General features: G+C 36.4%; 22 protein-coding genes, 8 tRNA genes and 1 rRNA gene. All 31 read right to left on the bottom strand.

What is annotated here, in order from left to right; all coding sequences use genetic code 11:
- Positions 1 to 163: 163 nt before the first annotated feature.
- The 31 genes from D7I46_RS10230 to D7I46_RS10075 all read right to left on the bottom strand — a co-directional run bounded on the left by D7I46_RS10230 (position 164) and on the right by D7I46_RS10075 (position 26,099).
- The gene (locus D7I46_RS10230; protein ID WP_120772785.1) at positions 164 to 622 is read right to left on the bottom strand and encodes an HIT family protein; all 459 of its coding nucleotides are present in this window, start codon (positions 620 to 622) and stop codon (positions 164 to 166) included.
- A 419-nt stretch (positions 623 to 1,041) separates the two neighbouring features.
- Positions 1,042 to 2,217 (bottom strand): pyridoxal phosphate-dependent aminotransferase, encoded by a 1,176-nt coding sequence (locus D7I46_RS10225; protein WP_120772784.1) that lies wholly within the window; start codon positions 2,215 to 2,217, stop codon positions 1,042 to 1,044.
- Between the two features lie 150 nt (positions 2,218 to 2,367).
- Positions 2,368 to 3,114: a nicotinamide riboside transporter PnuC gene (pnuC, locus tag D7I46_RS10220; protein WP_120772783.1), complete on the bottom strand. Its 747-nt coding sequence runs from the start codon at positions 3,112 to 3,114 to the stop codon at positions 2,368 to 2,370.
- 155 nt (positions 3,115 to 3,269) lie between these two features.
- Positions 3,270 to 3,342 (bottom strand) — tRNA-Lys (locus D7I46_RS10215).
- A gap of 675 nt (positions 3,343 to 4,017) precedes the next feature.
- Entirely contained in the window at positions 4,018 to 5,172 is a 1,155-nt protein-coding gene (locus D7I46_RS10205; protein WP_120772782.1) for a mannitol-1-phosphate 5-dehydrogenase, read from the bottom strand.
- Positions 5,173 to 5,483: 311 nt separating this feature from the next.
- A complete protein-coding gene (locus D7I46_RS10200; protein WP_120772781.1) occupies positions 5,484 to 5,915 on the bottom strand; it encodes a PTS mannitol transporter subunit IIA in 432 nt (143 codons plus the stop codon).
- Positions 5,916 to 6,023: 108 nt separating this feature from the next.
- The gene (locus D7I46_RS10195) at positions 6,024 to 7,958 is read right to left on the bottom strand and encodes a BglG family transcription antiterminator (RefSeq protein WP_120772780.1); all 1,935 of its coding nucleotides are present in this window, start codon (positions 7,956 to 7,958) and stop codon (positions 6,024 to 6,026) included.
- Positions 7,959 to 8,058: 100 nt separating this feature from the next.
- On the bottom strand, positions 8,059 to 9,876 hold the full coding sequence (locus D7I46_RS10190) for a PTS mannitol transporter subunit IIBC (protein ID WP_120772779.1): 1,818 nt from the start codon (positions 9,874 to 9,876) through the stop codon (positions 8,059 to 8,061).
- Positions 9,877 to 10,024: 148 nt separating this feature from the next.
- Positions 10,025 to 10,098: transfer RNA gene (locus D7I46_RS10185), tRNA-Asn, on the bottom strand.
- 5 nt (positions 10,099 to 10,103) lie between these two features.
- Positions 10,104 to 10,219 (bottom strand): 5S ribosomal RNA (gene rrf / locus D7I46_RS10180).
- A 2-nt stretch (positions 10,220 to 10,221) separates the two neighbouring features.
- Positions 10,222 to 10,295: transfer RNA gene (locus D7I46_RS10175), tRNA-Ile, on the bottom strand.
- Between the two features lie 14 nt (positions 10,296 to 10,309).
- Positions 10,310 to 10,380, bottom strand: a tRNA-Gly gene (locus tag D7I46_RS10170).
- 12 nt (positions 10,381 to 10,392) lie between these two features.
- Positions 10,393 to 10,465: transfer RNA gene (locus D7I46_RS10165), tRNA-Phe, on the bottom strand.
- An 8-nt stretch (positions 10,466 to 10,473) separates the two neighbouring features.
- Positions 10,474 to 10,547: transfer RNA gene (locus tag D7I46_RS10160), tRNA-Met, on the bottom strand.
- Positions 10,548 to 10,558: 11 nt separating this feature from the next.
- Positions 10,559 to 10,648, bottom strand: a tRNA-Ser gene (locus D7I46_RS10155).
- Between the two features lie 5 nt (positions 10,649 to 10,653).
- Positions 10,654 to 10,725 (bottom strand) — tRNA-Glu (locus tag D7I46_RS10150).
- Positions 10,726 to 10,923: 198 nt separating this feature from the next.
- Positions 10,924 to 12,996 (bottom strand): ATP-dependent zinc metalloprotease FtsH, encoded by a 2,073-nt coding sequence (ftsH, locus tag D7I46_RS10145; RefSeq protein WP_120772778.1) that lies wholly within the window; start codon positions 12,994 to 12,996, stop codon positions 10,924 to 10,926.
- 150 nt (positions 12,997 to 13,146) lie between these two features.
- Complete coding sequence (gene hpt, locus D7I46_RS10140; RefSeq protein WP_162930936.1) at positions 13,147 to 13,686, bottom strand: hypoxanthine phosphoribosyltransferase; 540 nt, start codon at positions 13,684 to 13,686, stop codon at positions 13,147 to 13,149.
- A gap of 4 nt (positions 13,687 to 13,690) precedes the next feature.
- Entirely contained in the window at positions 13,691 to 14,962 is a 1,272-nt protein-coding gene (gene tilS / locus D7I46_RS10135; RefSeq protein WP_120772776.1) for a tRNA lysidine(34) synthetase TilS, read from the bottom strand.
- The gene (locus D7I46_RS10130) at positions 14,959 to 16,275 is read right to left on the bottom strand and encodes a serine hydrolase (RefSeq protein ID WP_120772775.1); all 1,317 of its coding nucleotides are present in this window, start codon (positions 16,273 to 16,275) and stop codon (positions 14,959 to 14,961) included. Before D7I46_RS10130 ends, tilS begins: the two co-directional genes overlap by 4 nt.
- A complete protein-coding gene (locus D7I46_RS10125; protein WP_120772774.1) occupies positions 16,256 to 17,698 on the bottom strand; it encodes a 4-hydroxyphenylacetate 3-hydroxylase N-terminal domain-containing protein in 1,443 nt (480 codons plus the stop codon). Before D7I46_RS10125 ends, D7I46_RS10130 begins: the two co-directional genes overlap by 20 nt.
- A gap of 26 nt (positions 17,699 to 17,724) precedes the next feature.
- Positions 17,725 to 18,039, bottom strand: a complete 315-nt coding sequence (locus D7I46_RS10120; protein WP_120772773.1) for an RNA-binding protein — start codon at positions 18,037 to 18,039, stop codon at positions 17,725 to 17,727.
- Positions 18,036 to 18,407 carry a septum formation initiator family protein gene (locus tag D7I46_RS10115; protein ID WP_120772772.1) on the bottom strand — a complete coding sequence of 124 codons (372 nt, stop codon included), beginning with the start codon at positions 18,405 to 18,407 and terminating at the stop codon, positions 18,036 to 18,038. Before D7I46_RS10115 ends, D7I46_RS10120 begins: the two co-directional genes overlap by 4 nt.
- A gap of 20 nt (positions 18,408 to 18,427) precedes the next feature.
- Entirely contained in the window at positions 18,428 to 18,700 is a 273-nt protein-coding gene (locus tag D7I46_RS10110; RefSeq protein WP_120772771.1) for an RNA-binding S4 domain-containing protein, read from the bottom strand.
- 171 nt (positions 18,701 to 18,871) lie between these two features.
- Positions 18,872 to 22,357 (bottom strand): transcription-repair coupling factor, encoded by a 3,486-nt coding sequence (gene mfd / locus D7I46_RS10105; protein WP_120772770.1) that lies wholly within the window; start codon positions 22,355 to 22,357, stop codon positions 18,872 to 18,874.
- 51 nt (positions 22,358 to 22,408) lie between these two features.
- A complete protein-coding gene (gene pth, locus D7I46_RS10100; RefSeq protein ID WP_120772769.1) occupies positions 22,409 to 22,975 on the bottom strand; it encodes an aminoacyl-tRNA hydrolase in 567 nt (188 codons plus the stop codon).
- Positions 22,972 to 23,592: a class I SAM-dependent methyltransferase gene (locus D7I46_RS10095; RefSeq protein WP_120772768.1), complete on the bottom strand. Its 621-nt coding sequence runs from the start codon at positions 23,590 to 23,592 to the stop codon at positions 22,972 to 22,974. The genes pth and D7I46_RS10095 overlap by 4 nt, the downstream gene beginning before the upstream one ends.
- Positions 23,564 to 24,082 (bottom strand): AAA family ATPase, encoded by a 519-nt coding sequence (locus D7I46_RS10090; protein ID WP_120772767.1) that lies wholly within the window; start codon positions 24,080 to 24,082, stop codon positions 23,564 to 23,566. Before D7I46_RS10090 ends, D7I46_RS10095 begins: the two co-directional genes overlap by 29 nt.
- A 108-nt stretch (positions 24,083 to 24,190) precedes the next feature.
- Entirely contained in the window at positions 24,191 to 25,306 is a 1,116-nt protein-coding gene (gene ychF / locus D7I46_RS10085; RefSeq protein WP_120772766.1) for a redox-regulated ATPase YchF, read from the bottom strand.
- Positions 25,307 to 25,396: 90 nt separating this feature from the next.
- Positions 25,397 to 25,807: a helix-turn-helix domain-containing protein gene (locus D7I46_RS10080; protein ID WP_120773345.1), complete on the bottom strand. Its 411-nt coding sequence runs from the start codon at positions 25,805 to 25,807 to the stop codon at positions 25,397 to 25,399.
- A gap of 88 nt (positions 25,808 to 25,895) precedes the next feature.
- Positions 25,896 to 26,099 carry a DUF951 domain-containing protein gene (locus tag D7I46_RS10075; protein WP_120772765.1) on the bottom strand — a complete coding sequence of 68 codons (204 nt, stop codon included), beginning with the start codon at positions 26,097 to 26,099 and terminating at the stop codon, positions 25,896 to 25,898.
- Between the last annotated feature and the right edge of the window lie 4 nt (positions 26,100 to 26,103).

Genomic DNA, 26,103 nt, shown 5'->3' with positions numbered 1-26,103 from the left:
AGCAGGTTCCATTTTGTCTTTTCTCATAGCTTCTGGTGTTGCGAATTCAGTTATACCAAGACGTGAGTACGATTGGCAAGAAATAATGAAAAATAAGTTGGTGCTTCCCTATTCTTTTATATTGAACAAAAATCAAAAAATACTGACAGAATTCTGTCAGTATTTATTTTTCTGTCATTAGTTTTACTAACTCTTCTTTTATACGATTACGAAGCTCATCATGAATCTCTGGCCGATAAGCTATATCTTCACTATACCAATTTGCTTCATCGTAGAGCCACACTGGTTTTACTCGACGACTCGACTCTTCCCAGTCATAGCGCGGAAAAATATGCGCATGAAGAAATTGGTCAGCATTTCCCAAAACATCGTAATTCACGCGCAACGGCTCACAAGCTGCAATAATTGCATCGCCAAGCAAAGCCATATCCGAGAGAAACTGTGTGCGCTCAGCCAAAGGAAGTTCATTCAGTTGAAAAATCTCATGTTTGGGCAACAATACACAATAACCTGGCAAAAATTGTACATCGCCAAACACAGCAAATCCTGCTTTCATTTCTACCATCACCATTGGATTTGTACCATTTTTCGCAGATAAAATCCGATTTTCATACCATTCCATTTTTTACCATCCTGTCAGTATGCTGACCAAGTGTCTAAGTCCTGACGAATTGCTGTAAATATAATCGTCCAACGCCAGACTTCCAGAACACTGTGCCTCATATTTTTAATACTGTTTAATTTCTAAAAAGTCCTTTTAGAAATTACTCCACTACGTTGCTAATGCACCACGGGTCTAATTTGCTGAAGCAACGAGGCAAATGGTTCGCTCGACTATGTGCTTCCCACGCCGTTCTACGAACGGTCTACGCAACTTCCCGCTATCCTCCTTTTGCTTAGGCTAAAGCAACAAGAGTAAACGTAAACCATCTCGCGCGCTTGATGCAATGTATCAAGATTGCGGATAAGGAAAGCACCACTTTTGTCAATCGTCTCAAGGCAGTTGAACTAGTATAATGTGAAAGCGTGTAGTGACAGCCTTTATCCACGTTTATCAGCGACATACTCTGCCAAACGTGTCATCGCAAGTTCAATCACATCCATTGATGCCGCATAAGAAAGTCTGACAAAGCCTTCCCCATATTGACCAAAACTGATTCCAGGGATAATCGCAACAGATTTATTTTGCGCAAAATCCACACAAAATTCAAATGAATTTTGATTCAAATCGTCAGGAATTTTGGCGAAAATGTAGAAAGCGCCATCAGGTTTGATGATTTTAAAATCAAGCTTACTCATCTGCTCAATGATAAAGTCACGCCGTTTCAAATATTCTTTTTTCATCGGCTCTGCATCATTTGCCCCATTTTTCAGCGCCTCAATCGCCGCAAACTGCGACTGCGTGCTTGCTGACGTGACCAAATACTGATGCGTCTTAATGATTTGCGCTGTCAGCACTGACGGAGCAAAAATCAGCCCAATCCGCCAGCCCGTCATTGCATGAGATTTTGACAAACCATTCAGCACAATCGTTTGCTCTGGCGCATATTGCGCGATTGAAACATGAGGCTCACCCGTGTAATTTAGCTCGCTGTAAACCTCGTCAGCAATGACGAAAACTTCATGCCGTTTGACGACCTCAGCGAGTGATTTGATTTGCTCCTGCGTGTAAGTTACCCCTGTCGGATTTGCAGGATAATTCAAAATTACTGCTTTTACCTTTCCAACATGTTCTACAAGCGCAGATTCAAGCATCTCAGGCGTCAAAACAAAATCATTTGCCGTAGTGTCAATCTCAACCAAAGTACCACCAGAAAGCGTAATTAAAGGCTCATAACCAGGATAAGCTGGCGCAGGTATCAACACCTCATCACCAGCCACTAAAATTGAAAGTAAAGTTGCAGAAATTGCTTCTGTAACCCCAACTGTAACCAAAATTTCATTGTCTGGACTAAAAGTCAAACCATACTTTTGAGCCATAAAATCACTCGCAGCCTGTCTTAAATCAGGCAAACCAGCCATCCCAGTATAATGGCTCTGATTCGCCGTAATCGCCTCAATACCAACCTGCTTCACGTGTTCAGGCGTATAAAAATCAGGCTCACCCAAAGTTAATTTGACAATTCCTGAAATACTAGAAACTTGTTGATCAAACTGACGAATCATCGAAACTGCAATTTTATCCAAATTAGGGTTAAATCTATTTGTTAAATCCATAGCGCTTCCTTCACTCTTTTCTGTCAGCACGCTGACAGAAGTCTTTTTCAGTATTATACACTTTTTTCAGACAATTTTCATTTGGAAAGAAAGCTGTTAGTACGCTGACAGCGCTTTAACCAGTCCTATGATACGCAGAATAACTATGCATTACTCTGGTTTCTTACTAAACCAAAGATACGTTCCGTAGATACAATTTAAGAGCATCGTAATCTGTAAAACGAACATTCCTAAAGCAGAGCTACCACCATGTATTCCAGAATTCCAATTATTAAACCAAATGATAACATTGATAGAATCAATCAAAATCCATCCCAACCATTGTGAACGATAGCCATAAGTCATTAATACCATAGACAATATTCCTAGAGGCAAAAGCGTTGCATCTAGGAATATTTGCTGACCATGAAGTCCATGAGAAGTGGCTAAAACAATTCCATAAATTACTACAAAAGCCAAAATAGCAAGACTTGCAATCTTAGCTGTTATCTTCCGAGGAGCTACTTCACCAGAGCCTCCCTCAAAATCATCCAAATTTTTCTGCCAAAAGTAGATCCCTACAAATTGCATGACCAAATAAAAAGTCTGACTAAAAATATCACCAATCAAATGGCTCTGTAATGCTATAACCCACCAAAAAATCGTTCCGATTGTCCCCCAAAGATAGTTAGTCAATCGCCCTCTATTCATCAAAATGAGGTTCAAAATTGTAAATACCCCAACGACCAATGACAGATTGCTAATCAAATCAAATGCATCAGTTGCAATATAGGCTACCACTTGCGCAACAAGCATCACTAAAAGCATTATATAGTCAAAGAAACGTAAGGTGATAAGTTCACGAATCACATTTTTAGGTGAAAAAGTTTGTGATAATCCCCTAGTAAAAACGTTCATATTCTCTCCATATTCTCATTAAAAGAACTCTTAATTAAAATTTATTAAACTTTTGGAAAAATTATATCACAGAAAATTTATAAGTGCAATATTCAAAAGAATACTTACAAACACAAAAATAAGCGCCTTAACAACGCTTATTTTTTATTTTTTTATGCCCCCTGTAGGACTCGAACCTACGACCCATAGATTAAGAGTCTACTGCTCTACCAACTGAGCTAAGGAGGCTATTTCTTAATACGCAAGCTCAAAACTTACTTTACCATTGTACGCCTTTTCACCAGAAAATGCAAGAATTTTTATACAAAACCAATGACTTTCGTTTTTACTTATCAACGTTAACAAAAGTTATTACTAATTGTTATAATCCCTTTTTGGATAAATATGGTAAGATAATCTTGTCCATAATTTCGCTATCATACGAATGAGATAGCCAAATAAAAACAGCTTTTTATAAATTAAAGTATGTTTTTACAATGGTATAATAACCTGAGCATACCCACCAATTTTATTGAGTGGGTTGTTTTTTTATCAAATCCATACCACACTCCTCCAGTTACCTCTTATACAAGTGAAGTACATAACTAAATATACAAAAAAACACTGATTGAATGCCGTATGCTCTTCCGTGTATTGAACCCGCTAAAACGCCAGGTGGGTGTTCTCGCTTCAAGTCAGCTTCCCCTACTTTCGTTCGAGGTATTACGCTACCGAATGTCTCATGAACCCCTATGCAATACAAATATAGTCGGTCAAAAAAATGAAAGAGCTCGCACATTCCAGTGCTTTTCTATGTTTCTATATTATCATTTTCACCTAAATTTTTCAAGTGGAAACGGTTAACTTCTATAGCTTACAAAAACAAAAATCCCTCAATCAACATGAGGGAAAATTTGAGTAATTTTATGATTTAGCGTATTTTTTAACTACTGTTTCAATCTCAGCAATAAGCTTTTCATCCGTCAAATCCGTTACTTTTTTTATAACTTCTTCTAAATCAGAAACTTTAAGCATAGATTGCAACTCTACTGCTTGACTATCACCATCATCAGTATAAGCAAAGATTTTACCTACAACATCTAAATGGGCAGCATAACTGAGTCCTCGATTTTTGAGTTCGCGGATTGGACGAATGAAGCGTTCATCATAACCCAACTTACGAATCGGTGTCCGTCCAACACGAGTTACTTCGTCAATAATTTGTGTATTTCCAAAACGAGAAATAATCGTTTCATGATATTTCACAAGGTCTTCTTCTTTAAAATCCCATTTGGCAAGGAGAAGTGCGCGAGTTTCCGCTTGAACAGCTTTCAAAGCATTCAGCACTTCTTCATGCTGTAAAGCCTCAAGAATCGTTTTATAGCCATAATAAGCTCCGTTATAAGCAACCGTCGCATGCCCTGAGTTTACAGAGAAAAGTTTACGTTCAATGAAAGGTTCGAGAGCATTGGCATAATGCACCCCTTCGAGTTTAAAGCTTGTATTTTTCAACTGACTTTCATCAATGACCCACTCATGGAATGGCTCAACCACAACATAAAGTGCATCATCGTGTTTTTGATTGGGGACAATACGGTCAACCGCAGCATTAGGAAATCCAATAAACTCATCCATATATGCTTTATCTTCATCAGTCAAAAACGGTGTCACTTTTTCAAGTAAAAACTCTGATCCACCAATCATATTTTCACAGGCAATAAAATCAAGTGATTTTTTAACTCCATTGATACGCCGTGTTTGAATTCCCTTTGCACAAAGTTCAGCAATAAAGGGCAAAATATTTGGACCGATTGCTGTTGTCACAACATCAGCTTCTGCAATTGCAGCAATAACTGCCTCAGGGTTTTGTCCATTATTAATCCCACTCACACCAGAAATTTCAATGGTTGTATGCGCTTCGTTGGCCAACTCAATCGTGTATTCATGACGAGCGTTCAATTCATCAATAATTGTTGCATTCACGTCGACAAAGGCAATTTCAAAACCATTTTGACTAAGAATTTCTCCGATAAATCCACGACCAATATTTCCTGCACCAAAATGTACTGCTTTTTTCATGTTCTCTTATTCTCCTTAAAGTATGAAACTAAATATATCCAAAGCCGTAATGTATTAAACCGCAAAGATAAACTACAGCTGATTCGATTACTAGATAAGGTTTCAATAAATTTATAGATACTCTATATTTCCAATTGTAAGCTTTTACATTTTCAGTGTAAATAAAAAATATGGCACAGTTCAATGTGTCATATTTTTAAATTTATTCTTATATTTGCTGGACTATAGCCATCTTTCCTTGTGGATTTAGCCATTTGCATTGTGACTTAATACTATAGTTGTGAAAATAGAGCAAGTGGGATTAGTATGTGTTAATCAGCGAAATAACTGACAACTTCCTCAACTGTTTGTGCATCTGCTAGCTTTACAACATTATCAACATCCGCACAAAAAATTGAAATTTTTTGAATTAAATCGAGATGCTCATTGCCTACACCAGCAATTCCAAAAAGCACTGTAGCTACTTTTGGTTCTTCTTCTGTACCAAAGTTTACACCACGTGGAACTTGAACAATTGAAATCCCTGTTTTAAGCACTTCTTTTTTAGCTTCATCTGTACCATGAGGGATTGCAATAAAGTTTCCCATGTAAACAGATAACTCTTCATTTCTTTTGAGCATTGCGGGAATATAGTCAGGTGTGACATGACCTCCTGCTACAAGTAAATCACCACAAAATTCTATGGCTTCTTCTTTCGTTGCAAAATTTTGATTAAGTTTAATCAGATTTTTTTGAATTTCCATTTTTTTTAGTGTGTAAATCTTCTTCTTAGCTATGAAAGAAGCTAAGGAAAGAATTTATCTTCCTTTCTTCATTTATAAAGTTTACTAAAAGTTTACACTAGTGTAAACCTATTCTCCATATTTTCTTATTGATTCTGTGATAATCTGTCTTAAAAGCTCACTAACAATAGCATAATTTCCTGAGTCATAGATTGTTGTGTAAAGTTTATTTTCAATGATTGAACTTGAAATCTTTCCCAAAAGATAGGCAACATAATCTGGCACTTCTGGTGGAGCAAGTAGAAGTAATATACGCTTAACCTTGAGTGGTTGTCGATTCATTGCAATGACTTCAACTTCTTGACTCAAGTCAAAAATTCTAAATAAAGGAGCAGCGACTGATGGGTGAACACCGTGAAGTAACGCCATTTTTGTATCTGGAATTGCCAAATGTGTTTCTTCAAATCTTTTTTCTAGTAACTTTGCAAGTTCTTTATGATTATCTTCGTTTACAGTGCTGACAACTTTATTGACAACATCTGTCAGTACTGACAGATTTGTGATATGAGTCACTTTGAAATCTGTCAGTATAGCTTGCCCTGTACTAAACATTTGGTTGAGATTGATAAAGTTCTTTTGACTTTCGTCAGTACTGACAGCTCTTGTACTTTGCTGAATTGTGCGCAATTGATGTCGGATATCATCTAAATTTTTTTGTTCTAAAGTTCGACTGACATAAATATAATCGAGCTCTTTTTCCGTTGTGAAAATGACATCATACAGATTTTTATCAAACTTTGTTGAACTTTGAATCAAGTCAATTTTCTTTAAAAATGGAAAGTTTTTTCTCAAACTACTCATTAGAAATTCACAAGAAATACGCCCTCGACTACTTACAAGTGCAGCTCTAAGTGGTAAAACAAGGTCACTTCGCTCCAAAGTCGCAACAAAATGTAGGGTCACAAACGCAAATTCCATTTCAGAGAAACGTTTGGCAAAAACTTGTGTTAGTGCCGTTTGCACCACTTGAAAAATTTTCTCATTATCAGATCCAATCTTTTTAACGAAATCATTTTGTTTTTCTGAGAAAAGCGTAGGCAATACATCAGATTCTTTCAAATGTGCATATAGCAGGCCATATAATCGATCATCCTTGCTAAACTCGATTTCAAGCTGCTGTGAAACTTGCTCGATAAGCTGCCTGATTTTATAAGAAAAATCAGTATCAAACTTCTCCATGAAGAGAATTTCACGTCCAAAACCAAAATAGAGTACATCATAGACCGCTGCCAAATAAATAATTTCAGCAATTGTAAAGTTGTTTACAGATAGTTTAGTCAATAATTGGTTTACAAAGTTAAGAGAACGTTTACTTGGGCGTCTAATGCTAGAAGTATCAACAAATCGTTGCTTATCCAGTCTTAACAATACTGCTGTCAAAAAAAATTGCATCAGTACACGAACTTTATCTGTCATTGACTCTTGTAAATCCATTGCTTCAAAAGCCGTCTGTGCTTGACTAAATTTTTCTAAATCCAAGAAAGCTAAAACCTTATTCTCAGCAAAATTGCCAGAAATTGCATCATGAATTGAACATGAGTTGTAGATACTTGCAACTAGTACCGACCGAATATTTTCCTCACGTCCTTTAATTCTCAGACCTTGCTCACGTTCTAGTACCAGCTCATTTTCAAGCAAAGTTTGCTCAATCTGACGTAAATCACTTGTTGCCGTTGGCTGACTTACACCAAAACTCTCCGTTATGGAGGCGATTGAGGCCCTATCCTCAATCAGTAACATCAACTCACCATGAAGACGCTCTACTGACGAATATTCGACTAATTCACGCGCCTCTGTCAGTAACTTCAAATTTCCTGTCAGTAAATACCCATCATCAGAAGTCCGTAAATTGACCCCTTGAGGTAAGGATTGCTGCAGCTTATCTAAATCACGATAAAGTGTTCTTCGACTTGTTCCCGTTAGCTCTAGCATCTCGGAAATCGTGAGTGTTCCACTTTTTAAAAATTCATGAATTAATTTTTGCTCACGACTTGTAATAAGCATGACAGCGCTCCTTCCCCATTATATTTATTCTATTTTATCATTTCCAAGAGCGATTTCTCCTAATAAAAACCTGTCAGTACTGACGACACTTTTTAATGATTCATTTATTCATTCGTTTAACCATGTTCAAATATTCAGGTGTTGTAATCAGACTTTCTACTGAAAGATGTTGCGCATTTGGTGCTTTTGATTTTGCTGTGTCTGTAAATTCTTGAGTCGTTACAATCATGATATTTGAAGCATTAAAAGCTCCAAGACCAATAAACTCAACATCTGACACTGGAATTTTTACACCATGATTACGGAAAATCGCTTGAATTGTTTCTTTACCCATAGTACTAGATCCTGTATGCACACTATCATGAGCAAAAACCACTTCATCAATTTGATTTAGATCAATTTCATCAGCATTCGAAGTTTCAACACTAACAGGAGTCACAACAATTTCGTCAGCACCTGTTAATGTATTGATAATTTCATCATACTTAGGTGAATTTAAGAAATTAGCAACAGAATAACGAATCGCTTCTGGAGCCATTGTAGCAGCCCGGGGAGCCAACTCTTCCTGAGTAACAACAATCGTGTCAGAGCCAGCTTTAAGGTTTGCAATAGCAACGTTCGTCACATCTTGAGTCAATCCTGCTTTTTTAGCTTTATTACGCAAGATAGAAGCCCCCATCGCAGATGAGCCCATCCCAGCATCACAAGCAAAAATAATATGTTTTACAGCAGAGAAGTCACTTGTTGTAGCAGAATTAGATTGACCTTTAGAAACGGCTTTATCAGCAGCTACACCAGCCTGAGCTTCAGCAAATGCTGTATCATCAACCATAGACTTGTCACGTCTTAAAATTATAGCAGCTACAATGAAAGATACCGCAGCAGCTACAAGAACAGCAATCAAAATTTTGACAAAGTTCATGATACCACCTGCAGCAGGAGAGGAACCTTGTGCAAAAATAGCAATAATCGAACCAGGCGCAGCTGGAGCCACAAGACCCGTGTTCAAAATATTGTTCATAAATGTACCAGATACACCACCAGCCATAACAGCAAGGAACAGTGCAGGTTTCATCATAACATATGGGAAATAAATTTCATGGATACCACCAATAAATTGAATAATGATAGCACCAGGAGCTGTCGCCTTCGCAGTACCTTTACCGAATAACCAGAAAGCAATCAAAATACCAAGCCCAGGACCAGGATTAGCTTCCAAAAGGAAAAGAATTGATTTACCTGCAGTCTTTGCTTGATCAAGACCAAGCGGTGTTAAAATACCATGATTAATAGCATTATTAAGGAATAAGATTTTAGCTGGCTCAATAAATAAATTAGCCAATGGAATCAAGTGGGCATTAATCAATGCTTGCACACCATCATGAGCAATATTTGTAAAGAAATCAACGAATGGTTCAACTACTTTATAAGAAATAATTGCAAGAAATAATCCCATAAAACCAGCAGAAAAGTTATTAACTAACATTTCCAAACCTGTTTTAATATGAGGTTGTACCCAATTGTCAAATTTCTTTTGTAACCATCCACCAAGAGGCCCTACAACCATAGCTCCTAAAATCATAGGAATTCCAGGTCCAACTTCTGCTGCAACAAAACATCCCATTGCACCAATAGCACCTACAACACCTCCGCGTTCACTACCGTAAACATTTTTACCACCAGTATAAGCGATAAGTAGAGGAATCATATAACCCAACATTGGGCCAATAACATTTGAAATTTCTTTCGTAAATCCTACAGAATGTGGCCAAATCGCAACAATCCATCCACCAGGTGTCAAAAACAATGAGGTAATAAATCCCCAAGCAATTAATGCTGGGATATTAGGCATAACCATCATTGATAAGAAAGTACCAAAACGTTGGACTTTTACTTTCAAACTAACTTTTTCAGTCATGTTTATCTCCTTTGTATATTTCGTACAACAACAATTGTACACGTTTACATTTTTTCTGTAAATAAAAATCTTGACACGTTTTTATGTGCCAAGATTTTTTGTTAATCTTTTAACTAACAAAAAAAATCGCCCTCAAGCGATTTACATACTGCGGATGTCAGACTCGAACTGACGACATCATGATTAACAGTCATGCGCTACTACCAACTGAGCTAATCCGCAATACAACTTGGCATCGTCTATATCTCCCAGGAGGCAACCTCCAAGTACTTCCAGCGCAATAGGACTTGACTTCTGTGTTCGACATGGGAACAGGTATATCTCCTATGCAATAGATACCAAATATGGGAATTCCAGGATTCGAACCTGGGACCCCTGCGTTATCAACACAGTGCTCTAACCAACTGAGCTAAACTCCCAAAATATTTATTTAAGCGGATGACGAGAATCGAACTCGCGTAGCCAGCTTGGAAGGCTGGGGTTCTACCATTAAACTACATCCGCTAATTAAAGAAATGGCGCGAGACGGAATCGAACCGCCGACACATGGAGCTTCAATCCATTGCTCTACCAACTGAGCTACCGAGCCCTAATAAATTGCGGGAATAGGATTTGAACCTATGACCTTCGGGTTATGAGCCCGACGAGCTACCTAGCTGCTCCATCCCGCGATAATATAAAAAGGAGGATGTGGGATTCGAACCCACGCACGCTTTTACACGCCTGACGGTTTTCAAGACCGTTCCCTTCAGCCGGACTTGGGTAATCCTCCAAATATAGTCCGTACGGGATTCGAACCCGTGTTACCGCCGTGAAAAGGCGGTGTCTTAACCCCTTGACCAACGGACCATACGTTGTTGTCCTGCCTCAAACAGTACTTTTCCATTATACACTATTTATATTTTTTGTCAAGAATAAACTATGTTATTCTTTTGAAAATACTATGAATAGTGCCTTTTAGAAAGCTATCGCTTCAAACGACAACTATTTAATTATATCAGATTTATATTTTTTGTCAAGAATAAACTCAAGCAGAAAAAAACAGCCTTATTCGGCTGTTTCATTCTCTGATTTTTTATTTTCTGGTTCAGAACTTGAGGTTTCATCACCACTATAAATATTAATATTTGAGAAATCATTTTTTGCTGATAAAATTTCATCAAATGATTTTGGCTCAATACTACTTTCTTCGACTCCTTCACCTTCAGGCATTTTACCTGTGTTGAAAAGTGAAAGAATTTGCTTAGCATTAAGTGTTTCATATTTAAGCAATGCCATCGCAATTGCTTTATGTTGTTCACGATGTGCTTGAATGACTTCAACTGCTTTATCATAAGCTTCTTTCGTAATTGCACGAATTTCTTCATCAATAGCAATTGCTGTTGCTTCGGAGTAAGTTTTTGTTTGACCATAGTCACGTCCAATGAACACTGCATGGTCACCTTCATAACTAACTGTACCAAGTCTTTCAGACATTCCATACTGAGTAACCATTCCACGAGCAATACGTGTAGCTTGTTCAAAGTCATTAGAAGCTCCGGTAGTAATTTGGTTATAGATAATTTGCTCAGCTGCGCGACCACCCATAAGTCCTGCAAGATTTTCTTTCATATCTTCCTTAGACAAGAGGAACTGGTCTTCTTTTGGAAGAGCAATCATATATCCACCAGCACGACCACGTGGAACAATTGTAACTTTATGGACTGTATTAGCATTTGAAAGAACAAGTCCAACAATGGTATGACCTGCTTCATGGTAAGCCACTGTTTCACGTTCATGCTCTGAAATCTTCTTGTCTTTCTTCGCTGGACCTGCAATAACTCGGTCTTGAGCTTCATCAATGTCAGATGCATCAATAACTCTCTTATTACGGCGAGCAGCGACAAGAGCTGCTTCATTTAGGACATTTTCAAGGTCAGCACCAACGAAACCTGGAGTTTGTTGAGCAATAACTTTGAGGTCAACACTTGAATCAAGTGGTTTATTTTTAGCATGGACACGAAGTACAGCTTCACGGCCCTTAACATCTGGAGCACCAACAAGAACCTTACGGTCAAAACGTCCTGGACGCAACAATGCTGGGTCAAGTACATCAGAACGGTTAGTAGCTGCGATAACGATAACAGAGTTGGCATTATCTTGGAAACCATCCATCTCTACAAGGAGTTGATTCAAAGTTTGCTCACGCTCATCGTTACCACCACCAAGACCTGCGCCACGTTGACGTCCAACAGCATCAATTTCATCAATGAAGATAATTGATGGAGAGGTTTTCTTAGCGTTTTCGAAAAGATCACGTACACGTGAGGCACCAACACCGACAAACATTTCTACGAAATCAGAACCCGAGATACTGTAAAAAGGAACTCCTGCTTCACCGGCAACTGCCTTAGCAAGCAAAGTTTTACCTGTACCTGGAGGACCTTCAAGAAGTACACCAGCAGGAATACGAGCGCCTAAATCATGATATTTCTTAGGATTTTTGAGGAAGTCTACGACTTCAACAAGCTCTTGTTTTTCTTCTTCTGAACCTGCAACGTCAGCAAAACGAACTTTTGATGTCTTACCATCTTGCTGTTTGGCACGAGATTTCCCAAATGACATCGGATTGCCTGCGCCACCGCCACCACGGGAACCCATTCCACCCATCATCAACCAGAAAACACCCACGAAAAGGAGCATAGGGATAATGTATGAAAGGATTTGAATCCACATACCACTTGATGAAGCTTGGATAACACTGATTTTTACATCATTATCTGATGCAACGTTTTGCATATCTTTAACTATACTATCTGTTGGGATAATATATGCTTGAAATTCCTTAACTTCAGTTGTTGAATTTCCTAAAAGTGGGAAGCTCCCCGCATTGTCAACTTTTACTGGCTCTTTATATTCCCCTGTAACAGTTATCAAACTATCAGATGGCTGCATTGTGATTGTCTTAATCTTGCCATCATCGAGCTTAGTCATTAATTGTGAATAGCTGATTTTATCTACGTTTGAATGGTTATTACTGAAAAAGAAATTGAACCCGACAACAACGATAATAGCTAACATGACCCACATGAAGATATTTTTTACAAAATTTCCTTGTTTTGGTTGCTTGTTGTTATTCATTTTTTCCTTGTCTTTTTAATTTATTTATTACTGACAAAAAATCTATCAGTAACAGTTAGATTATCTAGTTATAGCATAATTTTAGAGGGATTGCTAATAGTAAGTATTGGTCAAACAATTTTTCATACTTTAGTCTTAGTATGAATAAAATTATTTTGTGTAAACCTCTGGTTTCAAGACACCAACATAGGGAAGGTTGCGATAATTTTCATTATAATCTAATCCAAATCCGACAACAAATTCATTTGGAATAGTGAAACCAGAATAATCTGGAGTAATCTCAACAACACGTCCTTCAGGCTTATCAAGTAAAGTAACGATTTTTACACGAGCACCACGATGCTCCAAAAGCTCTTTCAGATACTTCAGAGTACGTCCCGTATCAATAATATCCTCAACAATAAGAATATCGCGGTCTTTAACAGCTGTATCAACATCTAAAATCAGCTTGACTTCACCTGATGATTTTGTACCACCGTGATAACTTGAAACAGTCATAAAATCTGTTTCAAGATGGGCATCAATGTGTTTAATCAACTCAGCCAAAAATGGAACAGAACCTCTTAAAATTCCTAGAACTAACGGATTTTTATCAGCATATTCTTTAGTCAAAACTGCGCCAAGCTCTTTAGATTTTTCGACGATTTCATCCTCTGAAACAAGCACTTTTTCAATGTCTCTATCAAGCATTTTATCAAGCATGTTGCTTTTCCTCTCTTACACTGGGTTTAACCCATAATGTCCTTCCCATTTTATCATTTTTAGCCCTTTTACTCAAATCAGAGCATATAACATCAACTACTGCATAGAGTTCATTTTCTACAAAAATAAGTAAATTATCACGCTTTTCAAGTGGAACTTTTTGATCAATAAAATATTTTCTTAGTTTTTTATGATGACCATTAATCAGAATCACATCACCTGGCGCTCTTTTTCTAATTACAATCTTTCCCGTTGCTGGTAAATTCACTTGCATAAAGCTGTCATCATTAGGATTTTCTGTCAGCACTGACAGATTTTTGTCAGTATTCTGTTCTAATTCTGGATAATATTTTTCAATATAAAATTCATCTTTTGTCTTAACAAAAAGTACCGTTTTATTCAATTTCTCACGATATTGTTGAGGTCGATTGATAATATGAATCAACTCTTCAAATTTAGATTTATTCATACTCATCTCTGGAAATTGAGCAAAATATTCTTGTAAGATAAAGTGCTGCAAGGCTTTACTCTGCTGACAAAAGTCTGTCAGTGATATTTTTTTACTGACAATATCTAGCTCTGAAATTCTGTCGGTAATAATCGACATTGCCATACTAATTTCAGATGTCAATGATAATATTGCTTCTGTAAACTGGGGATTTTCTTTTTTTAAATTTGGGATGAGTTGATTTCGAATTCTATTTCTCAGCTGATTTGTCCCATGATTAGTCCAATCTTCAAAAAAAACTGGTGCATCAAGTTCTGTCTTTTCAAACTCTAACAATGGTCGAATGAGTTCACCTGTTGCAAATGGTTGACAATCTGATATCCCCTGTAAACTTCTAAGAGGTCTTCCAGTAATTTCACGCATCAGTACTGTCTCTACTACATCTCCTTTATGATGAGCTGTAACCACTGCTGTATAAGCATTTTCATACATTATTTTATCAAAGAATTTATAGCGAAATTCTCGTGCATCCCGCTCTGTAAACTCCCCTATAAACCTATCAACATAAATAGGAACTGCTAACTTGTTACTCATCTCTCGAATAGCCTGCTCTTCATGCTCAGACTCTACTCTCATACCATGATTAATATGGGCAATACCAAGCTTAATATCAAGTTTTTCTTGTAAATCATAAAGCCAATTAAAAAGCGTCATAGAATCTTGACCACCAGATAAAGCAACTAAAACTTTATCATGTCGATCAAAATAGTGCTTATCTTTAACTATTTTTAAAAATTTTAATTGATTGGGAGTCATTTCATCACCTCATAAATCTCGTGTGAAATTTGTTGAATTTGCTGATTAGTTGCGCCATCTGTTTCAATCACAAGCAGATATGGAGTAGAAGTAAAGATAATTGCTGCATCATGATTATCATTGTCAGCATCTCCAATTTTATGAGCAACTGGGATATTTTTAGGCACACCAGCCTCAATTTTTATATTGTCAAATGATGTATCAAACAAAGCATTAAAAGCAGCTCCACCTTCATTGTATAGAGCTTCTAACATACGTCCTACCATCTGTGCAGAAGCTTCTCGTGTTTCAGGATTCCATGGACTTCCCGCAATTTGATTAATTTCTTTTTGATAATTTGGACTAAACTCTTTTGTTTCATAATAAGCAAGCATATTACTTCCAACATTATCAGAAAGTTTTGCTGTACGGTTAATAATATCTTGTAAAGTGTAAACTTTGTTGTCAGCAGTTTTAGGAAGATTTCCTGTTCCTGCTGGTTTATAACTTCCATAAAATGTATTGACTGATGTAGTATATAAAAGCTTATCGTTCAGTGATGCATAACCATCATTAATCTGCTTTTGTGTCCAATATAGAATTGGAATTTTTGATAAACTTGCAGAATACATTTTTTCATTTTGGTTTACACCAACTGTAAAATCATCATTTAATTGTTTAACATAAATCGAATATTTTTTATTATTATATTTTTGGTCAAGTAGTTTTTGAACTTGTAGAAGTTTTGGATTTTCTAAAGAGACGTCTTTTGAAGAAACCCAACCTTTTCTACCATCAGCTAGAGAAATTTCATAATAAGTTCCCCAGTAAGTTTGAGCAATTTTGTCAGCTACAAATTTATGACTTCCTGTCAGTACTGACAAAATTTGTTTATCATAAGTTGTCACTGGGCTGTAAAATACATTGACAGTTTTTGTTGTATAGATTATCTTAGATTCATCTTTTCTAGAAAGTGTAATATCCGAAATAACTAATTTTTTGTCAGCAGAAATATATTTTCCATCATTAAGTTTAAATGCTTTTCCAACCACTTCTGTAATTTTCAATTGAGTTTGAGCAAGAATTTTTCCATTAGGTTGACTCAATTTATCATCGTTGTAAACCACTAAGTCATGGTAGGCAACTGGACGTTGCGGGATTCCTTCCCAAGTTTCACTTATTATTTTTTTGTCAGCTATCACGTGATTCTTAGGTTTGGCATACTTACTATCAATATTGTTTTTGAACTTGGAGAAAGCAAAAAAGCCTGGGATGAGCATTAAAATCATCACCAGGACTATACCAATATTGAGTTTATTTCTCAATTCTTGCATTTTCTAAAACCTTATCCAACATCTGATTGGCAGCTTCTAAATCCTCTGTCAACCAATGCATATTTTTAATCCACATTGGATTTCCACCATGTAAAAATTCATAAGTACGTTGGCGTTGTCCAAATGACTCACCTGTAACATCCCACGCTAAATTTAACAACAATGAGCGTTCTTCTGCGCTCAATAAAGCGCTAGTCATACTTGTTTTCAGAATTTCTGAAATATCTGTATTTTCAAACTCACGAAAGTCAGGTACACCAACAATTGAACCACTTGCAAATTCTGCAATTACCCTTAGAGCCTCATCATAATAATTTGTCAAACTTGCACGGACAGCAAGAAGAACTTGCATATTTGGAGTCAATACTCCATTTTCCATATGAGCAGTTATTTCACTAGCAATAATGCTTGATTTAATCATTTCTAAATTTACAGTAAGTGAACCAAGCATTTCTTGCACACGAAGAAAACCTGTTAAACCAAGTTTTTCTGCTAAACGAACAGCAAGTCCAGTCACAAACTCTAGCTTAACAAAACCACGAACTTCATCTTGATGAGCTGTATGAACAAAGAATCCAGATGCTGGAAAAAATGCATTTGATTTTTCAACTGAGCCACATACAAACAGATTTTCGTTAGGTACAAAGACATCATCCAGTATAATGAAAGCATCCATTTCATCAAAACTTCCAGATAGAGGGTAATCTTTAAGTGAGAATCCTTCCTTCATTGTTGGTTTACGACATACCATTTTCACGCCTTTAGTTGCAAGAGGTAGTGAAAATGCCAAAGCAAATTTGCTGTCAACTTTGTGTAAACCAGGTAAATTAAATACTAATAGTTCGTCAGCTAAAGGGGCCAGAGTATTAACTTGTTTAGCTCCTCGAACAATCACACCATCTGGGCGTTCTTCTTTGATCCATACTGCAGCAAATTCTTGACCCTCATTGAGTAATTCTGTCAACCCTTTTTGACGGTCAACCTGCGGATTTTGAATAGCGTGTGAAATAAATAAGTCATGTTTTTTAACACGAGCAGCCCAATCACGCGCATTTTTCGCATAGTCGCATCGACTATCTTTTCCTAGAACATCTGCATAATAATCTAAAATAGCAATTCCTGTATCAATAAAATCAGGTGTACGTCCCAAAAAACCATAAGATTCACGAGCAATTTGCTCATATATTCTGCGTTTATGAGCTAAATCTTCCACAGTCATCGTGGGCATAAATAGAATTGACTTTTTTTCACCCTTTTCATCCGTGTAAAGATAAGTTTCTGGGTCTTCTTCTTGAAGTTCATAATAGCGCTGAACAAATTTTAACGTTCTTGCAAATACTGGCTCATTAGCCATGTCTTCAACAAGTTTTCCTGCATAGTAAACATTACGTCCATCATTGAGATTTCCGTCTTTCGTACTCATAATTACCCCAAATTTTTCTTAAATTTTTAAAGAGACAAGTCTGATTTATTCATAATCTTTAACTCTTCTATTTTTCTAGCACTTACTTCTAAAAAAGTGCCATAGGTGCTTTTAAAATCTTTTTCAACATAAGACAAGTCAACTTTTTCATCTTCATAACGTTTAAGAATACTCACTCCTATTAGATCTCCAACCTCTAGTTTAGGAACTCTTTTCGGAAGCTCCGACCATCGTAGTAAACCTACTCCTTTAGGAATAAAACTTTCGTCTGTTTCTTTGCCCGTTATGAAAAAACTCACAAAAAGACCAAATTTTGTGATGTTTTTAATCTGACCAATCATGGCGTCACTCCACTTGCACCAATTAAAGGATTTTGTGTTTCAAAAATTTTTTCGTCACTTTGTGAATAGCCTTGACTACGTGCAAATTTTTGCAAAAAGTTAGGATTTTGCAATTTTTTTATTTCTTCACTTTTAGACGCAACTTCTTTGGTCAATGCTTCATGTTGTTTTATAGCTTTTTGCTCTAACCCTACCTGTGTCTGCAAATTTTGATAAGAGCGAATCAAACTCATGCTAGCAAGGCTAAAAAGCAAAATTGCAATCACTAAAATAAAGCCCAAATGCTTGCGTTTTGGCACTGGTGCAAACTTTTCTTTATTTTTACCCTTGGTAAATTCATTATTTAACTGAATTACTTGTTTGGACATAGAAGACCTCCAGTTTAATCTTATTCACTCTCATCTACTTTAACACGAGTTTCACTTATCAATTCATACATTTTTTCAGCATCTTCTTTACGTGTGAATTCTTTTGTTTCAAGAACTCGTACCTCAACAATTTTATTACCAAAACGAATCTCAATCATATCATTAAATTTGACATCACTAGATGATTTGGCAAGTTTTCCGTTAATTTTGATTCGACCTTTATCAGCTACTTCTTTAGCAACTGGGCGACGTTTTATTAAACGTGAAACTTTCAAAAACTTATCTAATCTCATGTGATTGATTATAACATATTTCATTTTGTTTGAAAAATGCTTAAAGCTTAAATTTTCTAAGAAATCATTACTTTTGATGACTTTTTCGATAATTTTCTACTCACCACACTGATTTTATACGATGAAGTTACATAATTTTACGCAACAAATAGCTGTGCTATTAAAGCCAGTTTACTTTTCTTCATGACTCTCTCTGATATTAGATAGAGCTTCTACAAAGTTCATAATCTCGCTCAACAAAACAACTACATTTCTATTTTCAATTTTGAAACGGAAAGTCATTTTCCCATATTTTTCTCCAACAGATGCTTTCATCTTCGTTGCTGCTAATGCTTTAAAGTACTCTTGAGGATCGTACATCGTATTGGCAGTTTTATCCATTGTAACTACCGCTTCAAAATTTGTCTTCTCAATTTTTTCAATTAAAGCATTTTCTGCAAAATATTTTAGAAGTCCAATTTCCAGCAAGTAAGCAACTTCATCAGGATATTCACCAAAGCGGTCAATCATCTCATCTTGTAGTTCTTCATAAACTTTTCGCCCATCAATTTGCCGAATTCGCTTGTAAATCTCTATTTTTTGTCGTTCATCTGAAATATAATAACCTGGAATAAAAGCATCTAATGCTAGGGAAAGTTCCACATTTGTTTTGCGTCGTTGTTTTTTCGCTCCCAACTTAGAGTGAACAGCTTCTTCTAATAACTGCGAGTACAAGTCAAATCCGACAGAGTCAATAAACCCTGACTGTTCTGCTCCTAAAAGATTTCCTGCACCACGAATAGATAAGTCACGCATAGCAATTTTAAAGCCTGAACCTAGCTCTGTAAATCCTTTAATTGCCTCCAAACGTTTTTCAGATACCTCTGACAAAATCTTTTCAGGTCGATACATGAAATAAGCGTAAGCAACACGATTTGACCGTCCCACGCGCCCTCGAAGTTGATAAAGTTGCGAAAGTCCCATCATGTCTGCATTTTCGATGAACAGCGTATTCGCATTCGGGATGTCAACACCAGTCTCAATAATCGTTGTTGCTACTAAAACATCATAATCTCCTGCAATATAAGCAAGGAGCGTATTTTCAAGCTGCACCTCTCCCATTTGACCGTGAATATAGGCAATTCGTGCTTCAGGTATCATTTCCTCAAGTTGTGAAACTTTTTGTTCGATTGTGTCAACCCGATTGTAAACATAGTAAACCTGTCCACCGCGTGAAATTTCTCGTAAAATAGCATCTCGCACCACACCATAGTTCGTTTCCATCACGTAAGTCTGCACAGGATAACGGTTTGTAGGTGGTGTTTCAATAACAGATAAATCACGAATACCAAGCATTGACATATGCAATGTCCTCGGAATTGGTGTTGCCGTTAATGTTAAAACGTCAACTTGAGTCTTCAGTGCTTTCAATCTTTCTTTATGTTTAACACCAAACCGCTGTTCTTCATCTATAATCATCAGACCTAGGTCAAAGAAAACGATATCTTGTGAAAGAAGACGGTGTGTACCTATAATCAAATCAACACGACCTTTTTTTAATTTTGCTAGAATCTCCGCCTGCTGATTTTTTGTTTGAAAACGGCTCAATACTTCAACATTTACCCCAAAGTTAATGAAACGCTCACTAAAGGTATTAAAATGTTGCTCTGCAAGAACTGTTGTAGGAACAAGAATAGCAACTTGTTTACCATCATTGATTGCCTTGAAGGCAGCTCGCATTGCAACTTCTGTTTTTCCAAATCCAACATCCCCAACTAATAAACGATCCATTGGCCTTTCAAGTTCCATATCTTTTTTGATTTCATTAATGGAGCGAAGTTGGTCATCTGTTTCTATATAAGCAAAACCATTATCAAATTCTTCTTGATTAGCATCGTCAATGCTGAACGCATAACCTTTTTGAGCTTGTCTGGTTGCATAAAGTTTGATGAGGTCTTCTGAAATGTCCTCCACTTGTTTAGTGACTGAAGACATTGTTTTTTTCCAACGACCATCATTTAATTTATTGATTTTTGGTGTTTTTCCTTCACCGGCAGTATATTTGCTTAGAAGTTCTAAATGGTCAACAGGGACTGAGATAGTATCACCATTTTGATATTGGATTGTAAGATAATCTCGGTGCATTCCTCCGACTTCAATCGTTTGTAAACCTAGATATTTTCCTATCCCATGATTTTTATGAACAACAAAATCACCGACTTCAAGCTCATTATAATCTTTTAAACGTTCTGCATTAGTAATATTGAGTCGACGTGCTTTTTTCTTGCGAATCTTTCCAAAAATTTCTGCTTCTGTAATGACAACTAATTTTTCATCAAGAAAATTAAAACCATTGGAAAGTTGTAAATCAATAAGATTAATTTTACCAACCTGTATTTCTTCACTGTCAACTTCATGTAAATCAAGGTCCAATTCACTAAGAGATTGACGTAATTTTTCTGATGAAACTGCAAGAATTACTGTAAAACCTTGCTTTATAAACCTGTCAACTTCTGTGTAAAACAATTCTAATTGACCAAAAAATTGTTGCATTGTATGTTGTTTAAAGTTGTAAAGACTGTCAAAGCGCAAATTTCCGAGACCTTTTTGGAAATTTGAGAAAAAAGTTGATGGCTTATAATTACGAACTTTCGCCATGATATCAAGAAGATAATTTTGTCCGTCAAAACCTCTTCCCATTGATTTTTCTGATAAGATAAAATCTGCTACCTCTAGCTCAACTTTATTATTGGCTTCATTTAATTTCTGAAAATCATCAATGAAAATTTGCACATTTTTAGGAAAATAATTGAGCAGGGAAGCAGGTTTTTCATAAAAATATTCAGCAAATTTGCGTAAATCTTTATGGTAATAGTGATTTGATGCTGCTGCAATAATTTCTTCCATATAAGATTTTGCTTGATTGTCTGTTAGAGTTTCTGTCAGTGCTGACAATTTTTCAACACCTTTGTCAAACTCGAAATCACTCAAAATAAAATCACTTGCTGGATAGATTTCGATTTGTTCAAGTGTTGCTAATGACCTTTGACTATCTACATCAAACGAGCGAATTGTGTCAACTTCATCACCAAAAAATTCTAAACGTACAGGATTTTCTGCATCCAATGGATAAATATCAAAAATGTCACCTCGACGTGAAAATTCACCTGGTGTCATCACACGTTGAGTTTGCTCATATCCAGCATTTGTCAGTAACGTTGTCAATGCTGACAATTCATACTCATCACCATTTGTCAGTAAAAGATAGTTTTCAAGAAAGCTGTCACTACTAGGAAGTAAGCTGCGCATTGACATAAACGGAACGACTAAAAAACCTGTCTGTGATTCATCCAGCAGGAAATTCAACGCTTCTAGTCTATAAGCAATACGGTCTTTTGATGCCAAGGCGAACTCAGCATAAACATTATCATCACTGAAAAACTGGAAAACATGACGCTCGTCAACCAAGGTTGACAATTCATCATAAAGTTCGTTAGCATGAAATTGACTGTCAGTAATGACAATATATTTGTCAGGGACATTTACAAAAGCATTTGCCATGACAAGTGCCTTTGCAGTTCCCGAAAGACCTGTCAGTAAAGTGCGTTCTCGTTTTGAAAAACTTCGTTGCCAACTTTGAAGTTGATAATTTTGGTCAAAAAATTCAATGATGTTCATTTATTCTCTCTTCGTGTAAACTTACTGTAAATATTCACTGACAACTTTCTGTCAGTTAAATTTGTTCATCGTTTTTTGAAAATCACCATTTTCAAGGTAGAAATTCACTGCATCAACCGCTCTAAAAATGCCATCTTGTGCTGCTCCAGCGTCTTCTTCATCAAACTTGGATAAAACATGATTGACAACAGTCATACCATTTTTGGGACGCCCAATTCCTATTTTTACACGGTTAAACTCCTGAGTTCCTACGTGTGTCAGTATAGACTTAATTCCATTTTGCCCACCAGATGATCCTTTCTGACGCAAACGCACTCGTCCTACAGGTGAGTCCATATCATCATGCATAATGACCAACTCATCTGAATCAAGATTATAATATTTTAAAAGTGGTGCAACAGCACGTCCAGATTCATTCATAAAAGTCAATGGTTTCACGAGAAACACTTTCTCACCGTTGACAAAAGTTGAGCCAACCAAAGACATAAAAGGTTTTTCCTCACTAAATGTCACCCCTAGCTCTTTTGCCAACAAATCCAGTGCCATAAACCCCATATTATGCTTAGTTTTTTCATATTTACTCCCTGGATTTCCAAGCCCTACAACCATTTTTGTCATTTTTTATCATCTCGCTTTCTTAAAACAATTTCCCAAAATGTTTTTTCATTTTCATAGCGTATTTTCGTTTGTTCGCTTACAAAAACTTTTTCCCAGTTTTCTGTCAAGAAAAAATGTTGAATCATCTCTTCATCAAAAAAACGCTTAGTATTTCCGTTTTTAGAATAAAAATTTTGTTCAATTTCCTCACCTTGCCCTGCACCAAAATGAACATCTTTCGTCGAATTCACGCGAACAAACAACAGTCCCTCATCATCCAAAATCCGCCAAATCTCTCGTAAAATTTGTTCTGTCAGTGCTGACGAAAAATAATGCAGAGAAAGCTCCGCAATGACACTACTGAAAGACTTGTCAGTAAAAGATAGACCCTCCCGTAAGTCAACTTTCTGCGTTTTGATTTTTGGGTTAAGGAGTGTGCAATTCTTTAAAGCCTCTTCTGAAAAATCACAAGCTAAAACATCAACACTCTGTCGCATTAAAAAATTTGACACAGCACCATTTCCACAACCCAAATCAAGCACTTTCCCCTTAGATAAATCTGGTAAAAATGAATCTAACCAGCCATCATATTCAGCATTTTTTTCATGATTATAGATATTTTCCCAAAAATTTTTCATTTTCTACCTCTTGTATAAAACATCGGATTTCTTTACTATTTTTTAACACCAAGACATTTGACAGTCCTTCAACTTTTCCACGTGGTGAGTCTCTCAGCCAAATCAACATTTGGCGCAAAAACTGTAAACTTGGCTTATAAGAACTTTTCTCAATTCCTAGTTTTTGTTTCACAAACCTTTTCAATACTCTGTATTTCAGCACATTTAAAGGTAAATCAAGAAATACAACCTTGTCAACTTGGTGTAAAGCATCCGTAAATCTAATACGCAAAGTATCTTCAATGATAAAATTTTCCTGACTCAAAATATCCTTAAAAATACGGTCAATATCTCTGTCAGTACGTTTTGTATTTCCTAGAGTTGATTTTTCATTTTTCACATGAACTATATCATCGAGATGATAAACAGGAATTTCAAGTAATTCAGAAAGACGATTAGATAGTGTTGACTTTCCTGAACCAACAGTTCCAACAATATAAATTTTCATCATTACCTCTACTGACAGATTTGTCAGTAACTATTTTGGACAAAAATACCAAAAGGCTGATTCTTACAAATCAGCACTTTGTCAATATTCACTTTTACATCACATCAAGCATCATACATTGAAGCGGAATTCCATGATATCTCCATCTTGCCCAACATAATCTTTACCCTCTTCGCGCAGTCGTCCTGCCTCACGCACAGCCTTTTCAGAACCATATTTAATTAAATCATCATACGACATCGTCACCGCGCGGATAAACCCTTTTTCAAAATCAGAGTGAATGATACCAGCCATTTGTGGTGCTTTCATTCCACGTTTAAAAGTCCAAGCCCGTACTTCTTTTTCACCAGCTGTGAAATACGTCGCAAGACCAAGTAAGTGATAAGCCGCACGAGTCAACAGGTCAACTCCTGACTCAGAAAGTCCAATAGCTTCTAAAAATTCTGCTTTTTCCTCTTCTTCAAGTTCAGAAATTTCTTCTTCAACACGAGCAGAAATTACCGCAACTTCAGCATTTTCAGTCGCCGCAAACTCGCGGATTTGTTTGACATACTCAATATTATCAGGCATTCCTACTTCATCTTCAGACACATTTGCCACATAAAGTACAGGCTTTGTTGTCAATAAAAATAAACCTTTGACTACTTTTAACTCATCATCATCAAATGTAATCGTACGAGCAGACTTACCATCTTCAAGGACAGGTTTAATCTTTTTAAGTACATTAAATTCAGCAACAGCATCCTTATCTTTAGCAGTACGAGCTACTTTTTCAACTCTCGTATAGCGTTTATTGACTGATTCTAAGTCCGCTAATATTAACTCCAAATTGATAGTCTCGATGTCAGCCATAGGGTCAATAAACGCTCCCTCACGATTATTTTCACGCATCACATTTTCATCATCAAAAGCACGAACCACATGGACAATCGAATCAACTTCACGGATGTTAGCAAGAAACTTATTTCCCAGACCTTCACCACGTGAGGCACCCTTGACAATCCCAGCAATATCGGTAAATTCAAAAGTTGTAGGTACTGTCTTTTTAGGTTTGATTAACTCTGTCAACTTATTCAGACGTTCATCTGGCACCTCAACCATCCCGACATTAGGGTCAATTGTTGCGAAAGGATAATTTGCTGCTTCCGCTCCAGCTTTTGTGATTGCATTAAAAAGGGTTGATTTACCAACATTGGGCAAACCAACAATACCTGCTGTTAAAGCCATATTTATATTTTCTCCGTCAAATTTATATTCCTATAAATTATATCGTAAATCAGAGAAAAAGACAAAATTCACTTTAAATTAAATCCATTTTTACAATTTATTTTTTTTATCATAAAATCTCGCAATACCACCCGCTATTGGAACAAATAAAAACCAAATCCACGGAATTGAAAATTTTGGAAAAAGAGCTAAAGTGAGAAAGAAAAATATCGTCGCAAATGGTCCTGCAATCATATAAACCAAACTCGTAATTTTCTTCTTTTTCACTTCTTGTGGTAAATCTGGCACAATTTTATCGACGGTATTGCCAACCAATTCATCTACACTTACATTATAAATCTTTGCTAGAGCAATCAAATTTTCAGTTGTTGGAAAACTCTCACCATTTTCCCATTTTGAGAGTGCTTGTCGGCTAATTCCCAACTGGTCAGCAATTTCTTCCTGACTTTTACCACTCTTCTTTCTAAGACAATATAAACGCTCAAATTCTGTATTTTTCATCGCTTCTACCTCCATAGGTATTATCTCAAAACTTATGATTGCCTACAAGAAACCCTCAGTAGAATCTGTGCAACTCTTGGTTGCATTTCTATTTTTCTAATACTTTTTGCAATTTTCTATTGAAATCAAATCTTCCCATCATCACTTCATGTCCACAATTTGTGCATCGAATTTTGATATCAGCACCAAGACGAGTAATTTCCCAACGGTTAGCTTTCTTTCCTGTTGCTTTTATTGTACAAGCATGAGGTTTTTTCATCTCAACGATCGAACCTAATTCATAATCTAACATTCCA

The organism is Lactococcus allomyrinae (assembly GCF_003627095.1).
GTDB classification, from domain to species: Bacteria; Bacillota; Bacilli; order Lactobacillales; family Streptococcaceae; genus Lactococcus; species Lactococcus allomyrinae.
Note: the sequence above shows the minus strand (reverse complement) of the source record. Positions and strands in the feature narration are given on the sequence as shown.

What these genes read in the sequence shown, in the direction of transcription:
- D7I46_RS10115 (WP_120772772.1), bottom strand. Translation starts at nt 18,407, where the DNA reads ATGTCCAAACAAGTAATTCAGTTAAATAATGAATTTACCAAGGGTAAA.
- D7I46_RS10190 (WP_120772779.1), bottom strand. Translation starts at nt 9,876, where the DNA reads ATGACTGAAAAAGTTAGTTTGAAAGTAAAAGTCCAACGTTTTGGTACT.
- D7I46_RS10080 (WP_120773345.1), bottom strand. Translation starts at nt 25,807, where the DNA reads ATGAAAAATACAGAATTTGAGCGTTTATATTGTCTTAGAAAGAAGAGT.
- tilS (WP_120772776.1), bottom strand. Translation starts at nt 14,962, where the DNA reads ATGACTCCCAATCAATTAAAATTTTTAAAAATAGTTAAAGATAAGCAC.
- D7I46_RS10195 (WP_120772780.1), bottom strand. Translation starts at nt 7,958, where the DNA reads ATGCTTATTACAAGTCGTGAGCAAAAATTAATTCATGAATTTTTAAAA.
- ftsH (WP_120772778.1), bottom strand. Translation starts at nt 12,996, where the DNA reads ATGAATAACAACAAGCAACCAAAACAAGGAAATTTTGTAAAAAATATC.
- pth (WP_120772769.1), bottom strand. Translation starts at nt 22,975, where the DNA reads ATGACAAAAATGGTTGTAGGGCTTGGAAATCCAGGGAGTAAATATGAA.
- D7I46_RS10130 (WP_120772775.1), bottom strand. Translation starts at nt 16,275, where the DNA reads ATGCAAGAATTGAGAAATAAACTCAATATTGGTATAGTCCTGGTGATG.
- D7I46_RS10075 (WP_120772765.1), bottom strand. Translation starts at nt 26,099, where the DNA reads ATGTTAGATTATGAATTAGGTTCGATCGTTGAGATGAAAAAACCTCAT.
- pnuC (WP_120772783.1), bottom strand. Translation starts at nt 3,114, where the DNA reads ATGAACGTTTTTACTAGGGGATTATCACAAACTTTTTCACCTAAAAAT.
- mfd (WP_120772770.1), bottom strand. Translation starts at nt 22,357, where the DNA reads ATGAACATCATTGAATTTTTTGACCAAAATTATCAACTTCAAAGTTGG.
- D7I46_RS10110 (WP_120772771.1), bottom strand. Translation starts at nt 18,700, where the DNA reads ATGAGATTAGATAAGTTTTTGAAAGTTTCACGTTTAATAAAACGTCGC.
- ychF (WP_120772766.1), bottom strand. Translation starts at nt 25,306, where the DNA reads ATGGCTTTAACAGCAGGTATTGTTGGTTTGCCCAATGTTGGTAAATCA.
- D7I46_RS10090 (WP_120772767.1), bottom strand. Translation starts at nt 24,082, where the DNA reads ATGATGAAAATTTATATTGTTGGAACTGTTGGTTCAGGAAAGTCAACA.
- D7I46_RS10205 (WP_120772782.1), bottom strand. Translation starts at nt 5,172, where the DNA reads ATGAAAAAAGCAGTACATTTTGGTGCAGGAAATATTGGTCGTGGATTT.
- D7I46_RS10225 (WP_120772784.1), bottom strand. Translation starts at nt 2,217, where the DNA reads ATGGATTTAACAAATAGATTTAACCCTAATTTGGATAAAATTGCAGTT.
- D7I46_RS10230 (WP_120772785.1), bottom strand. Translation starts at nt 622, where the DNA reads ATGGAATGGTATGAAAATCGGATTTTATCTGCGAAAAATGGTACAAAT.
- hpt (WP_162930936.1), bottom strand. Translation starts at nt 13,686, where the DNA reads ATGCTTGATAGAGACATTGAAAAAGTGCTTGTTTCAGAGGATGAAATC.
- D7I46_RS10200 (WP_120772781.1), bottom strand. Translation starts at nt 5,915, where the DNA reads ATGGAAATTCAAAAAAATCTGATTAAACTTAATCAAAATTTTGCAACG.
- D7I46_RS10120 (WP_120772773.1), bottom strand. Translation starts at nt 18,039, where the DNA reads ATGATTGGTCAGATTAAAAACATCACAAAATTTGGTCTTTTTGTGAGT.
- D7I46_RS10095 (WP_120772768.1), bottom strand. Translation starts at nt 23,592, where the DNA reads ATGAAAAATTTTTGGGAAAATATCTATAATCATGAAAAAAATGCTGAA.
- D7I46_RS10125 (WP_120772774.1), bottom strand. Translation starts at nt 17,698, where the DNA reads ATGAGTACGAAAGACGGAAATCTCAATGATGGACGTAATGTTTACTAT.